16 protein-coding genes are annotated in these 12,773 nt (G+C 42.1%); 2 read left to right on the forward strand and 14 right to left on the reverse strand.

The features are described 5' to 3' along the window. Positions 1 to 13 precede the first annotated feature (13 nt). Positions 14 to 1,057, reverse strand: coding sequence for a DUF6094 domain-containing protein (locus AC58P7_RS14360; RefSeq protein WP_497343863.1), 1,044 nt, complete (start codon positions 1,055 to 1,057; stop codon positions 14 to 16). A gap of 388 nt (positions 1,058 to 1,445) precedes the next feature. Here AC58P7_RS14360 and AC58P7_RS14365 point away from each other — a divergent pair, with 388 nt between their 5' ends. Both AC58P7_RS14365 and AC58P7_RS14370 read left to right on the forward strand, forming a co-directional pair. Then, complete coding sequence (locus tag AC58P7_RS14365; protein WP_497343865.1) at positions 1,446 to 1,724, forward strand: hypothetical protein; 279 nt, start codon at positions 1,446 to 1,448, stop codon at positions 1,722 to 1,724. Between the two features lie 34 nt (positions 1,725 to 1,758). Beyond that, entirely contained in the window at positions 1,759 to 2,619 is an 861-nt protein-coding gene (locus AC58P7_RS14370; protein WP_497343867.1) for a hypothetical protein, read from the forward strand. Positions 2,620 to 2,703: 84 nt separating this feature from the next. Here the strand turns inward: AC58P7_RS14370 and AC58P7_RS14375 are convergent, their stop codons facing one another. The 13 genes from AC58P7_RS14375 to AC58P7_RS14435 all read right to left on the reverse strand — a co-directional run bounded on the left by AC58P7_RS14375 (position 2,704) and on the right by AC58P7_RS14435 (position 12,568). Next, complete coding sequence (locus AC58P7_RS14375; RefSeq protein WP_497343869.1) at positions 2,704 to 3,114, reverse strand: hypothetical protein; 411 nt, start codon at positions 3,112 to 3,114, stop codon at positions 2,704 to 2,706. Between the two features lie 6 nt (positions 3,115 to 3,120). Then, the gene (locus AC58P7_RS14380) at positions 3,121 to 3,495 is read right to left on the reverse strand and encodes a hypothetical protein (RefSeq protein WP_497343871.1); all 375 of its coding nucleotides are present in this window, start codon (positions 3,493 to 3,495) and stop codon (positions 3,121 to 3,123) included. A gap of 102 nt (positions 3,496 to 3,597) precedes the next feature. Beyond that, a complete protein-coding gene (locus tag AC58P7_RS14385) occupies positions 3,598 to 4,758 on the reverse strand; it encodes a DNA polymerase III subunit beta (RefSeq protein WP_497343873.1) in 1,161 nt (386 codons plus the stop codon). 231 nt (positions 4,759 to 4,989) lie between these two features. Further along, entirely contained in the window at positions 4,990 to 5,538 is a 549-nt protein-coding gene (locus AC58P7_RS14390) for a hypothetical protein (RefSeq protein WP_497343875.1), read from the reverse strand. A 50-nt stretch (positions 5,539 to 5,588) separates the two neighbouring features. Continuing rightward, positions 5,589 to 5,756: a hypothetical protein gene (locus AC58P7_RS14395; protein WP_497343877.1), complete on the reverse strand. Its 168-nt coding sequence runs from the start codon at positions 5,754 to 5,756 to the stop codon at positions 5,589 to 5,591. 34 nt (positions 5,757 to 5,790) lie between these two features. Beyond that, the gene (locus AC58P7_RS14400; protein ID WP_497343878.1) at positions 5,791 to 5,934 is read right to left on the reverse strand and encodes a hypothetical protein; all 144 of its coding nucleotides are present in this window, start codon (positions 5,932 to 5,934) and stop codon (positions 5,791 to 5,793) included. A gap of 281 nt (positions 5,935 to 6,215) precedes the next feature. After that, a complete protein-coding gene (locus tag AC58P7_RS14405) occupies positions 6,216 to 7,406 on the reverse strand; it encodes a GAF domain-containing protein (protein WP_497343880.1) in 1,191 nt (396 codons plus the stop codon). 247 nt (positions 7,407 to 7,653) lie between these two features. Then, a complete protein-coding gene (locus AC58P7_RS14410) occupies positions 7,654 to 7,953 on the reverse strand; it encodes a hypothetical protein (protein WP_497343882.1) in 300 nt (99 codons plus the stop codon). Between the two features lie 123 nt (positions 7,954 to 8,076). Further along, positions 8,077 to 8,784: a hypothetical protein gene (locus AC58P7_RS14415; RefSeq protein WP_497343884.1), complete on the reverse strand. Its 708-nt coding sequence runs from the start codon at positions 8,782 to 8,784 to the stop codon at positions 8,077 to 8,079. A gap of 117 nt (positions 8,785 to 8,901) precedes the next feature. Beyond that, on the reverse strand, positions 8,902 to 9,642 hold the full coding sequence (locus AC58P7_RS14420) for a DUF5983 family protein (protein WP_497343886.1): 741 nt from the start codon (positions 9,640 to 9,642) through the stop codon (positions 8,902 to 8,904). 113 nt (positions 9,643 to 9,755) lie between these two features. Continuing rightward, the gene (ssb, locus tag AC58P7_RS14425) at positions 9,756 to 10,181 is read right to left on the reverse strand and encodes a single-stranded DNA-binding protein (protein WP_497343888.1); all 426 of its coding nucleotides are present in this window, start codon (positions 10,179 to 10,181) and stop codon (positions 9,756 to 9,758) included. A gap of 115 nt (positions 10,182 to 10,296) precedes the next feature. Continuing rightward, a complete protein-coding gene (locus AC58P7_RS14430) occupies positions 10,297 to 11,550 on the reverse strand; it encodes a toprim domain-containing protein (protein ID WP_497343890.1) in 1,254 nt (417 codons plus the stop codon). Between the two features lie 16 nt (positions 11,551 to 11,566). Then, on the reverse strand, positions 11,567 to 12,568 hold the full coding sequence (locus tag AC58P7_RS14435) for a hypothetical protein (RefSeq protein ID WP_497343892.1): 1,002 nt from the start codon (positions 12,566 to 12,568) through the stop codon (positions 11,567 to 11,569). Between the last annotated feature and the right edge of the window lie 205 nt (positions 12,569 to 12,773).

Here is a 12,773-nt window from a genome sequence, read left to right on the forward strand (position 1 = left end):
TTTTTCGTATTACCTAGCTTTGGATCGTTCGTATGTCCCCTGCGGAATTCACAGTCTTAAACGTGATTTTAAACACTTCACGCTCCGTGATCACCGTCTCATGTCCATTCACCTGTACATCCTCATGAATCGCCTTCTTAACAATACCTTTGAGAACATGAAGGTTGACTCCGCTGCCAACTTTACCATTAAGTCTTCCAGAAGCCATGCGCAAGACTTTGTGCATGCTTTTGTCCGGAAGAAGCGGCTGTAACTTTTCAGCTGGCTTTTTGGGAGTAGACCACTCCATTCCTCGTAGGGTAAGTTGAGATACACGGGATACCTCACGAACCTGATCAACATCCATACGACTAGAACGAAAGAACTTAGGCGATACATTGCCAGATGGCACCTTATAGATCGACGTTTCCAATAAAGGAAGCCTTTCTAGTTCGCTGCCTTCTTCCATAAGCGATAGAATACGCCCTACTTCGTTCCGATCGATGAACTTGGCAGCCCGCTTCCGTCCAATGGTATACACTTGATGAAAAGTATCATCATGCGATTGAAATACCCTGATGTCATCGAGATTTGCTACGAGCATGTTCACAACGTCCTTGGTCATCCTGCGCCGTGGAATGTTGTAGACTAAAATGCCATCTACTGAAACATACGGAAGAAGATGACGCAAAAACCGCTTTTCCTTTCTCTCCACTTTAGAGTCCACTGTTTCGGAATCTGAGTCGTATGGGGGGTTAAGGTAGCATATTCGGAAGAAATCTCTACTCACACGAGTTTCCTCATATCCCCCATATAACGCATTTGGCACCCGATCGCGGAGCTCTAAATACTTTTCTTCATTTGGTTCAATCCCGAAAGTCACCGCGGAGGATTCCATGGTCAGTACCTCTAACGCTCGCCCGCTTCCCGCGCAAAAATCAACTACGGAAAAAGGTGTCGTTGGGAACTGCAGCAGACTTCGGATACAAAGCATATCCTGGTCCGGTGTTTCAAAATTCCCCATCCGAATCTTATTTCTCATCACTCTGTCGAACATACCTTTCATGTTGAACGTCATCCTATTTCCTCCTATTTGGGCATTAAAAAAGGGAGTCCGACTACGCAATGCGCGCAGCAGCTCCCTATTACCCTGATTATTTGTGTCTAAACAAAAAAAAGACAGACCTATAGAAGATAGTCCTGGCTCCAGTGTTTAAACTATGCATATTTCCCCCGTTATGAGGGACCCGCTCTCTGCCGAAACAAATGATCAGCAAAGAAAAAATGTTTGTGAATCGGAATAGGTACATTATACCACGGAATAAATCGGTTTGATACACGATTCCCTACCAATAGAATAAATCTCTATTATTCAGGCACCAACTTTTTCTTAAACCATTTGGAGAAAATCACTTTGGGTTTTATAATGAGAGATATAAAGAAATTTTTGGAAGGTGGGGGGCCGTATGAGTAAAAAAGAGGTACGTAGTTTAGAAGAGGTTGAACAGGATATCATGGATCAGAGCATTCCGGACTCCGTAAAAAAGATTGAATGGATGAAAGAAAGGCTCGGACTAGCAACTAACGAACAATTAATATCAAAAGCCCTCACACTACTTCATATGTCAATCGAACTAGAGGATCAAGGATATACGGTAGCTGCATATACGAAACCCGATTTTCTAACTGAACTCGTTGAAGGGCGTCATGTTATTGAGTTAGGTATAGTACCTAAAAACCCATAAATAAAAATGCTATACGCTTGAAAGGAATGATTTCGTGTCAAATATTGATCCAAAGGGATTCTTACTTACTTTGATTGAACTTCTCCGATCCGATAAACAAAATACTATGGCGGATTTACTAGTTACATGTAATCTTGAATTTGAACAAACTAGAGAGTTTACAAAAAAAAATAACCAGAGACAAGAATATATTATCATCAGACATCCCGCTCGCTTAATGGCAGACTTGAAACCTTATGATAAGTTCCTCTATCAATATGCAGTGAGAATTTATGATGAGACGGATGAATATGATCTTTATGGTGTCAAATTTAAGGTTCAACCGATTACCCCCGTACAATCTAGCGCAGATGAACCAAAAGACATTCAGCAGTATGCAAAAGGCCAAGTTTATGAGAATCTTCTTGATAAAATTCACAAGCTTGCTTCCATTGATCCCATTGAAAAAACATATGTCATTGAAGCGTGTGAGTGTGCAAAGCGGGATCTACGGCTGGCTGCGGCAACCATGCTTGGTTGTGCTGCTGAACATTTGTTAATTCGTTTGACAGACGCATTTTATACCTATATGGAGAATCACCAGGCTTCAGATAATGAGTTGAGCAATTATAAAAAGAGAGTCCTTAGTGCAACCAAAATCTCTACCCGATTAACTGAATTTTTAAAGTACATTCCTCAACATAAACCGGTATTTGAATCGCTTGGTCTGGAGAATCCTGAACGCAAAATTGATAAGTTCTTTGATCCCATTCGATTGATTCGCAACGATTCCGGGCATCCGACAGGTAAAGTGCTCTCGCAGGAAGACTTGAATACTGAGTTCGGTCATTTTCAGTTAATTATGAATTATGTTTACCCTTGCATCGAGGGATTGAATGATCCATTTTTGGATTAGCCACTCGTCGCAGCGGTTAGGCTGTCGAGATCAAAAAAGAAGCAAGGTCTAAACCCACTATTGAGGTTTGACCTTGCTTCTTTTTTACTTCTTATTGGCTTTTGAACCGAAGTAGTAACCTAAAACGAGCGTAACTATCGGCGCAAAATATGTGGCGTATGTCTGAAAAACATCTTTCGTCTTGTCGACATCGCCGCCAAATATCAGTTGGTACGCAAATATGAGAGTAAAAATGCCAATGACCGAAGCGGAGAGGATAGCCCCCACTTTTACAATGAGATAGCGTTCCCTATGATCACTAACTTTGACAAGCTCATTATCTGAACCAACTCCGTTTGATCCTTTCCCTTTTGGAGCAACCTTTGATGGTGTGTTTCCATTTGTGGGTGGATTCTTCTCCCCAGGCTTAGACGGCTTCTCTGTAAGAGTAATATCGCTTACGGAACCAATCTGAACCTCCTCTAAATCAATACGTATTTCTCTGTTCTCTTTCATTTCGTATTACCCCCTTAATTGAATAGTTTTTACCTCCCTCGAGAAAAATTTGTTTCTCACAGCTTGAATTTCATATCCCATATCTTCAAGTTCCACGCAAATATTCATTAACGTGAGTGCTTTCGAAAAGAGTTGAGTCATGCCGGAAACGTTAACCTTCTCGATTAGGTATGTATATCTATCGAGATTCGGAAGGGCATGTGGGCACCCTTCAATCTGCTTATCCTCGTAGACCTTCGTTAATTTCTTCCTCAAGTCAGTTACAAGCGGGTGGCCACCAGGCAATGATTGAATCAGTTGCTGGAGATCCTCTTTGGAGTAAGATAAACCAAATTCCAAAACCTCGTTTGTACCTGCTTTTGCGTGAGCTGCATTCGTCATTGTTACATTCCCCCAAAATTCTTGAATAAGAGCGCTGGACTACGCTCTTCCCCCAATTTAGACCTTTAAAAAGAAGGCTCTCTCTGTATGTCTCCTGTTACCTCAGCGAACCGGATTGATAACCACGACTAGGGACGGATCGCCGTCATACGTTAGGAAGCCCGTACTAAGCGGCCCGCTGATACGTAATTGAAGTGTGTTTACATCACGATCTCCAATAAGCAGTGCATCACGCAGGTACTTTCCGTTGAATTTAATCGCCAAGAAGTCTCCAGTAAACGTCGAATCCGCGATAACCTCGTTGATTTCCCCCGCTTCAGATGAGGAATGAACAAGAAATTCACCTTCATCATTGCGTTCGAGTGTAACTCGGTGATTCTCGGCTTCTAACGTCGCCATCCGGTTCAAAGCACCATCCATTTGCTCTCTTGAAAATTGTAACGAGACACCCTCATTTGCAAGATCAAAAATCTTACTCATATCTGGATATGTCCCATCAATCAAGCGACCAAAGTAAACAGTTACTTTATCCCGTAATACCAGGTAATTGTCCGTCATGCAAACGTCAACCCGCTGTGAGTCCTTAAAAGAATCCACAATTTTTTTGAACTCGAGCGCACCAATGATTCCCTTGTTAAAACCATCCCCGATACTCACTTCCGAAATATGTCTAAATATCCGATGGCGATTCGTGGATGTAAAAGCAAGCTTTCCGTTAACATTGTGGATGAACATTCCGCTTAGAATAGGAGTTTTCTCATCCGTCGATGCAAACTTGTAAGATAAAGCTGCCTTACGAAGGGTTTCAATAGGAACTGACGTGAAATTCTGCATCTCCAACTTCGGTAGATCCGGATACTCTTCTGCTGAAAGCACATGAAGATTAGCCGAATTTTTCTTCCCATAAAACACGTGAACCATTGTGTCTTTCTTAACAAAAGATAGTTTGCCTTTCGGTAATCGCTTAACGAACTCAATACCCTCTTTTGCTGGAAACAAGTAACTACCATTTACTTCATTCGTATTTTCCACCGTAACCATGTGCAATACAGATTGTGATGAATCCATAGCGGTAATAAAGAGGACATTACCTTGAAGAACGAATCGAATCATCTTCATGATCGGAATAGCGCTTGATGTAGGAACGACTTTGCCACAAAGCAAAAGTGCATTCAAAATCACCTCATGCTCTACTTCGAAAGATATTGCCGCATCTGTGGAAACTACCGCTTCTTCATGCTTCTGTTCTTGTACTGTTGTCATATTCGTATTTCCTCCTGTTTTTTAACGCAAAAAAAGCCCATAAAATGACAAAAAACACACCTGTGGTATGTTCATCATTCTACGGGCTAATAAGCGCCGTTTCGTATTGGGTCCGAGTTATCGGACATTTGGCTCCATCACACGCCGAAATCAATGAGCGGCGGTGAAAATGTAGTGGTCTTTCGGAATGTATTTATTATACCAGTGTTTAGCATCTTGAAGCAACACAAATTAGACGAGGCTCCGAATCCCACTGCCTGCCGGGACTAGAAAATCTCTCGTAATTTTGATTAACTGGCCATCAGGATCCCTTTGAACAATGTATTCAGTAGGATTGCCCGACGAATGGATTTTACGCGACACAACACCGGTCCATTCACGTAAGTCACTAGGTGCGTTGTCACCATCCCAGACATTGAATCCAACCCGCTTCCCTATGGCTGCTTGATTCAGCCCAGGGTTGGTGATAGGGTTTTTCGACAGGAAGGAATGAACCAAAAAATGAGGGTGGATAACAGGATGAATGCAAAAATCGTCTTCCAAGAGTTCTAAATAGACAACTCGCCGTCCTGCCAACATCTGCCAAACATCATAGATGGTGCCCATAACTCTTGGTCTACCTTTCAGATACTTGCATGTCGTCGGGAAGGTATAATTTTCAGCGTAAGTACCAGCAAGATTCCTCTCGATCAAAAAATTAGCTAGTTTACTGCCCCTGTGCATGCCCTCGCTATACCAGTAGATGCACTGCAGTAGATCCCTGAATTCATTACTACTCATCTCACCCCTCTCCTTCCATTCGATTCCCTTCCCCATTAATCCCATTCTATCTATTCGCCTTTACGTTCTTTTGCTTTTTCTCGTCGGGATAACGTTTGTTGTCTGATCTTATTAGCTTGCTGCATGATCAAGTCTGTTTTTTCTTTAAGGGACATAAGGGAATTCTCACCTGATCGGAATTTACCGCGAATAACATTATCTTTTTTCTCATTGGCCATAGGACTCACTCCACCTCTCGGAAGGTCTTCGATATTAGAGCCACTTCCGCCGCGTTGATTTAACTTCACTGAGGACTTTGGCTACGATCTGATCTGCTTTTTTGTTTGGTGGTACTCTATCACCAACTTTATATTTGGTAATATTCATATTCTTCTTCGTAGTTCTGAAAATGCCCATAGGCGGGTCGCCCCCTATCATTTAGGTTAAATCTAGCATGCCCAAATTTTAGGAGACTTAAACAGAAAAAGCCTTGGGGAGTTACCCCTAGGCTCTTCAGATACTACGCTTTGATTTTAATATATCAATATTGTTATGCACAATTGCATTTCGTATAATTGCATTTTGTACAATTCGATCTGCCTGCTCATTTCGCGGGACACGGGTTCCTACGGAATATTTCGTAATGTTGGAAGTTAATGAAGTTCCTACCCGTTTATTTCGGAACAATCCTTTTAATCCTAACATTCCCTGTCACCTCCATTGTCAAGTGTAGCGCTTACCTCATCTACAGAGATTATACCATAAATTTCTCTTAACTTCATATGATAGTTTTGAAGTTTAATAGACGAAATAATGACTTGCGCATAAACTTCTAAGACTTTTGTAACGGCCTGTTTTTGTTCTTCCTCAAGACTGAAGCCTTTGTTGAAATGTAGGACGATCACTCCTACTGGGGTATAGGAATCAAGGCCAGACTCTCTAATTGGAAAACCCATGATACCTTCATAGACCCGGTTAGAGTCAGCTTCGAATCCATACTCCTCTTCGGCTTCTGGTGTATTCACGTTTGAAATCCAAACAACATCACCTTCGGCAGCTACTTTGCCAGCAAACTTTTCACCAAGTCTAATGATCCTGTTACGAACCACGCTAGTATGCATATTATAAGCACCTAAAATACTCAACTCGCTATTATTGTTGCTCTTCACTAGCATGATCGAACCCTTTCGAACAAAAGATTGGATCGGCTTCGTATTTGTTATTTCTACCAAAATTCGGTCCATTACGACTTCGAATTGATTTCTGTTATTTTCAGGGTCAATGACTACATCAACCAAATTCTCAACAACACGCCTCATGGATTCAAAGCTTTCATTTGGAAACATACTTAATTGCCTCAATTGCTCCAGAGCATCGTACAGTCTAGTAATTTGGCGATCTTTCTCTCGGAGCTGCTCTTTAATGTACTCATCGGCTTGGTTTTGAACAAACATGTCTAAGTCTGCACTGTACTTTCTTGAGAGCTCAGCTGAGAAAAATTCATTCTTGAGTATACCTTTGGTGTTCATGAACCAAATTGGTAATACCGTAGGACTAACAATGTTCCTTGTGGTCTTGTCCCATAAGAACTGGAGCAAAAACCAACCACCGAAGATAAGTGCAATTGTCTCAAAGTTGTAAGTAAATGAAAAAGTCGAATCCGGCTTAAATTTCTGAATTGCTTGCTCTATAAAGAATATGAACAAGAGTACAGCAGCAGGAACATTGAAGGTTTGAAAAATGGCAATCACAAAATTGATTAACCATTTAACACCTAACGAAAGGTAACTTTCTTCTAATCGATGTAAAAAAGGTATGTATCGAGAATTGCCTATTAGAACTCGAATTTCTTCTTGTTCTCGAGCTTCTTGTTGTTCTCTATTTTCCATAGTCGTCCAGGCTAAACGCCAAATCCCTCCTCTTCTCAATTTCTACTTTAACAAATAGAACAGGATATTTGAATAGAAATTAGGAAAAAATCAGTCCGCATATGGAGAACACGAAAAGGCATACGTGTCCGTATACCTTTCACCATTACACTTTGTATGTTCGCCAGTCAATTACCTAATTCCTTCCAACTTAACGAATCGTGTGTGCTCGTTTTACTTAATTCAAACGAGCACAACGCACTCAAGATTATCGAATAGGTAAGGCTTTCTGATGCAGTTCTCCGCTCCATTTGCCCCAAACAGATAACAGTTCAACGGGCCCATACACTGTGGCACCATCGAAATCCAAATACATGACTTTCGGGTCTTCATTGAGATCGGCTCGAAAATCCTTATGCGTATTCTTATAGTCTGCTTCAAGCATAATGGGACGAACCCATACATCATCGCGACCACCCCGTTCAGCAATAGCTTTGTTTGTCGCCTCGCGGCCATTACGAACGTCAATTATTTCTTTCGTTACCCGATTAATTAAGCAAAAATACATACATATTTCCCCTTATCGCCCCCCGAAACATGGAGAGAGCGTGATTTTCCCTCCATGTAGGGTACGATACTATGAAATTCGTATTAGCGGCTCATTAAAATGGTCCTATTCAGGATTACCTTCTCACACGCTGTCACAGAGCTCCAGAAGCCTCTCAATGGCTTCATCTAAGCTCCTGCCATCAAAGGAATACGACCAAACCAAATCGTCAGAATCAGCCTGTCCTAGAGCCGCCGAAACGATTCTAGCATAGCCATCTTCTGTCGAAAGATCAGCATCCCCCTCATGACGGTATCCCGTTTTATCCAAATACTTACGAATTGCCTCTTTCGCAAGAGGAGCAAGCTGCATAATATCCGAATGTACAATAGTCCGATGATAGCTATAGCCGGCATCAATAAGATTGAAAATGAATAACGGCGCCTGGGTCGTAATGTGTATATCCTCCGCGTCATCCTCACTATTAATCCCATCAGACAACCAATCCTGAAGCGTAGATAAGTCCTGCAGAGGTTGTGAAACGCCAGTCGACGTTTGAATCTCAGGACTGCCTAAATCAGAAAATTTCTCTAAACCAGCTACATTGCTCGTTTTAAGTAAATTGTGAACATAATTTTCGAATTCGGGCCAGTCGCCGTCAAACACTAAACCGCCATCCTCAAGACACGACTTAATTACACTATACACTTCACTAGGTATCTCTAATAAATCAGTCAGAAAAGGATTATCTCCACTACAAATAAGTTCATCGACGAATCTTCCATCATCTAATTGCATTTTGATATGTAAATATTCATGAGAACCCGTGTTCATATTTATAAAGTATTTCATCGTATTTCCTCCTGGACGTCCCCTTTCACCGCAGCGGGGAAACGTCAATCTTCCTTATCCCTGCGGCGGGGAACAAAAGAGAAATGCTTTGCATTACGCAAAGCATTCATCTTCCTCCTACCATTCATATGTTGGCAAACCATTGGCAGTCTGACCGTCACAATCAAGCATAATCCAAGAACAATCTCGCTCTTTCGCATAAGCAATTAGCAACTGAAGATCGTCGGAAAGCTGGATCACATCTTTACCATCCGTAGGCACCGCGATAATGAATCCAAATTCTCCCTTTGGGTAAACCACAATTGGAAAATCGGGATCATTGCCTGCTTGGAGCCAAGTACTGGTCTCAGGTGTTATGTGAGCAGTTGAAAGCTCAAGAAGGTTGGAAACAACAATGGCCTTCTCCCTATCAGTCGCTGCAGAATCATCTTCCTCCGAAACGACTGTGATCTTTAGATCTCTCTTAAGCGGACAAAGGGGCTCTCCCTCATCAGTAAGGGTATAGTAGCAATTACCTACTAATGCGTAGATTTTTGCACTCTCCACATTCTGATACAGCTTTCTGTTCCAATCATCCTCGCCAATGTATCTCACCTTGATCGGAGGCACGTATTTCATTACTTCCGATTTAATTTCAAGATACTGATTGATGAGTTCATCGTTATCAGAATCAAGAATTTGCTGTTCATTCTTACATCCGCAAAACTCATAAAAAGATTGAAGAGTTTTGTTCGCGTTCTCCAGCGTTACAAATTTATCATGCTGAATGATCGTAAAAAATCCTCTGAATTTCGCAAATGCAACAAATTGAGAAAATCCGCCCGCTTGTACTTCGCTTTGTTTTGTATTTGTATCCATATTGTGTATGGTCTCCTTATACAGTCCCGTGAACGGGGGACTGTTACATTTTAGCCCCCGTTCTAGGCTGATCTGAATCCTATATACCAGTTAACATATGTCGTTTATCTACCCTAAAAAGGTAAATCTTCTTGACTGATATCAATTGGCTTTCCATCGTCGATGAAAGGATCCTGTTGTTCCTGACTACTAGACTGACCTCCACGATTGTTTCCTCCGCCACTCTCAAGGAAACGCACGTTATCGGCGATGATCTCAGTTACATATACCCGTTTTGACTCATTGTTATCGTAGTGCCTTACTTGAATGCGACCTTCTACGGCTGTGAGTCTGCCTTTTTTCAAGAAATTTGCACAAGTTTCCGCAAGCTGTCTCCATACAACGATATTGATAAAGTCAGTTTCACGTTCTTTGGACTGCGAACTCGTGAATGGACGGTCTACAGCAAGCGTAAATTGGCATACTGCTTGGCCTTGGGGGGTATAGCGCAATTCTGGATCTCGGCTCAAACGACCGATCAAAATAGTACGGTTCAACATAGATATATACACTCTCCAACTAATTATTTTTGTATGTTCCCAGCTTAATTCCCTATTACATCCTAATTAAGTACTTACTTCAAACTTAATTGTTGTTCCTCTTTTTAAATACATATTATTCTAAAATTGTAGTTATATGGGGTAATAGCAAATTATCTAAAAGGTCGTCAATTCCTTTTCCCTGCGACATATCCCACTGAGCAAGACTAAGCGACATGTCCGTTTCCCTCGCAAGAAGTTCAGCAAATAACTCCAAAGATCGTTCGACTTCAGGAACACACACAACGTCCGCATCATACGCGATGATGGCGTGTTTGCATCCTAGCTGCCGAAGAGGTTCAAGTGCTAGAGGAAATGCTCCTGCACCCGGCAAAGCAATTACAGGCTTTTGTAAGGCTTCCGCAGCTTTATCTGCTTTAATAGGTCCCTCGGTGATCCAAACTGTTGAACAGTCAACGATGTTACTCGCAAGTTCACCTGATTCCCAATATGGCAGCGAGCTGCTCGGTAGCGCTAAATGAATGGGAAGCGGGTTTCCGATGGATGAACCATTCGTTTTCGAACCACTACTCCACCACCAATACCTTTGCCCCTGTTTTAGTTCAACACTAAATACAAATTGCCCCGTTTTAGAGTTACACACTTTTTTGTCCTTCTCGGTCAAGATAACCTCCATGGTCTTGTCCTGAATTTTCAGTGAGCACTTCGCACGGCGATAACCCGCTTCATCCCTTTCAATCTCCTCAATTATTTCTCCCTTAACTGCACCCTTCAATTGCAATTCCAAGCGCGGTCTATCTACACGTATTTGCCAACCTGCAACTTGATTATGAACCGTGCGAAACGGGACCATAAGTCCCGCTTCACCTGCCATTGTCCAGTAAGGCCCAAACTTCCCGTCTACACAGAAAAATCCAGGTACTCCTAACAGATCACCCTGATCGCCGAGCCTGCCATATACTTCTTTGGCAACTTTGTAACGATCACGTTCTGGCAGACTACGGTATTCACGGAGTGAAATCTCATCGGATTCCATATTCCGATCATTTCTCAAGTGCATAGAATGGTGAGATGAAAGCGGAAGTTCCTTCGCCAAGGCACGGTAGACTCGGTTCAGATGATGAACAGGCTTTTTATCTACAGCGTTGCTCACTTCAATCTCTACTTTTGTCTTTGGAATAGCGTCTGGATCCAAGTAGTGGCGAAATTGTCTGCCAATCGTGGAATCAAAATATTCATCAGAAGGCACTCTCATGCAATGCACAACAGTGAGCTCCTTATTGATCACACACCAACCTTTATGTCCACAAATAGGACAAAGACCCATAATCTCCAACCATTCCGCGCTCTTTGTTCTTCGAAGTTTCATTCCCATTCTCCCCTTCTTATGACACCTGTTGGACCGACTCCGCCTTTAGATGTTCCTCTACCATTCTTAGTTGTCCGATATTCAGCGAATTAAATCTGCCGTTCCAATTTATTTTTAACCAGCTCGATATCTTATTCTTGAGTACCGCCTGGTTCTCATTCTTCGTCCTATTCATCAACCGACTCACTACTACATTCCTTTCCCTTTTCACATCTTCCTCTGACATCTGCTCGTTACCTTGCGAATTTGGAGTTGGATTGCTTTGGGAGCTTGATTCATGAGCTACGTTGGTTTCATCCTGTAAGTTCGGCGCCTGAGATGATGCAGATATCTTGGCTGAACCTTCAATTTCTCCTGTATCACCTTTATCCGGAACATCATTCGCTCCTGCTTCTTTAAGCGCTTTTTGTCTGGAAAATGCAATATAAATATCTTCGTAACTGGATAACCCACTGCCGACATTACCGTAACCAGCATGTGAGAGAGCACGTCCGACTGCAGAGGTACTGGCATTCTCAATTGGGTTCGTAGCATCAACACCACTACCACCAAAGCCAATGCAAGCCCGCTCCTTCGTCTTAACAAACAAGCCATCTTTGTTAAGACCTTCAAACACACATACGATAACCCAAGCATCACCGATTTGTTCGGGATAAGTGTCAAAAACGTAACCAACACCTTGTTCCTTGTGAACATCGATCATTTGAGTAATCCTACCCTCTACATCTACATATGGACGGAAGGTCTCCACATAGGTTTTACCCCAATAGGATTGCATGTTATTTTCGCGATGCACATCGGATAACGCATACTCTTTGTCCCAAATTTTTTCCTTCTGAGATAACAAACGAATGAATTTGTGATATTCCTGCGGCACAAGTTTGTACACGGACTCAATATGGTCCAAGGCTAACTTGCGTTTTTCCCTCGCAGTTCTAATCAACTGATCTGAAATATCACCAGCCAAGATTGTCTTTCCTTGCCCTTGATCACCGTTGCCGTTACCACTTCTACTCATTTCCTATTCCTCCCATTTTTCAATTCGTATTGCCTCCAACGTCGAACAAACATTCCGATTCGTTCGTAAAAACAAAAAAGATGCCTCCTAGGTGGATGCATCTCCTATAATGGGCAGCAAAAAAAGGACATACTGGTTGCGTATGTCCTCAAAATGTCCCATTAGAATTCTTAATGACCTAAAAAGGTCTGCCACACTCTCCGCC

The sequence above is a fragment of the Paenibacillus sp. J22FR5 genome, from assembly GCF_059691975.1.

Excerpts from the sequence above, each read along its gene's own strand:
- ssb (WP_497343888.1), bottom strand. The coding sequence starts at position 10,181 with ATGTTGAACCGTACTATTTTGATCGGTCGTTTGAGCCGAGATCCAGAA.
- AC58P7_RS14405 (WP_497343880.1), bottom strand. The coding sequence starts at position 7,406 with ATGGAAAATAGAGAACAACAAGAAGCTCGAGAACAAGAAGAAATTCGA.
- AC58P7_RS14365 (WP_497343865.1), top strand. The coding sequence starts at position 1,446 with ATGAGTAAAAAAGAGGTACGTAGTTTAGAAGAGGTTGAACAGGATATC.
- AC58P7_RS14420 (WP_497343886.1), bottom strand. The coding sequence starts at position 9,642 with ATGGATACAAATACAAAACAAAGCGAAGTACAAGCGGGCGGATTTTCT.
- AC58P7_RS14400 (WP_497343878.1), bottom strand. The coding sequence starts at position 5,934 with ATGGGCATTTTCAGAACTACGAAGAAGAATATGAATATTACCAAATAT.
- AC58P7_RS14395 (WP_497343877.1), bottom strand. The coding sequence starts at position 5,756 with ATGGCCAATGAGAAAAAAGATAATGTTATTCGCGGTAAATTCCGATCA.
- AC58P7_RS14390 (WP_497343875.1), bottom strand. The coding sequence starts at position 5,538 with ATGAGTAGTAATGAATTCAGGGATCTACTGCAGTGCATCTACTGGTAT.
- AC58P7_RS14430 (WP_497343890.1), bottom strand. The coding sequence starts at position 11,550 with ATGAAACTTCGAAGAACAAAGAGCGCGGAATGGTTGGAGATTATGGGT.
- AC58P7_RS14380 (WP_497343871.1), bottom strand. The coding sequence starts at position 3,495 with ATGACGAATGCAGCTCACGCAAAAGCAGGTACAAACGAGGTTTTGGAA.
- AC58P7_RS14360 (WP_497343863.1), bottom strand. The coding sequence starts at position 1,057 with ATGACGTTCAACATGAAAGGTATGTTCGACAGAGTGATGAGAAATAAG.
- AC58P7_RS14415 (WP_497343884.1), bottom strand. The coding sequence starts at position 8,784 with ATGAAATACTTTATAAATATGAACACGGGTTCTCATGAATATTTACAT.
- AC58P7_RS14435 (WP_497343892.1), bottom strand. The coding sequence starts at position 12,568 with ATGAGTAGAAGTGGTAACGGCAACGGTGATCAAGGGCAAGGAAAGACA.
- AC58P7_RS14375 (WP_497343869.1), bottom strand. The coding sequence starts at position 3,114 with ATGAAAGAGAACAGAGAAATACGTATTGATTTAGAGGAGGTTCAGATT.
- AC58P7_RS14385 (WP_497343873.1), bottom strand. The coding sequence starts at position 4,758 with ATGACAACAGTACAAGAACAGAAGCATGAAGAAGCGGTAGTTTCCACA.
- AC58P7_RS14410 (WP_497343882.1), bottom strand. The coding sequence starts at position 7,953 with ATGTATTTTTGCTTAATTAATCGGGTAACGAAAGAAATAATTGACGTT.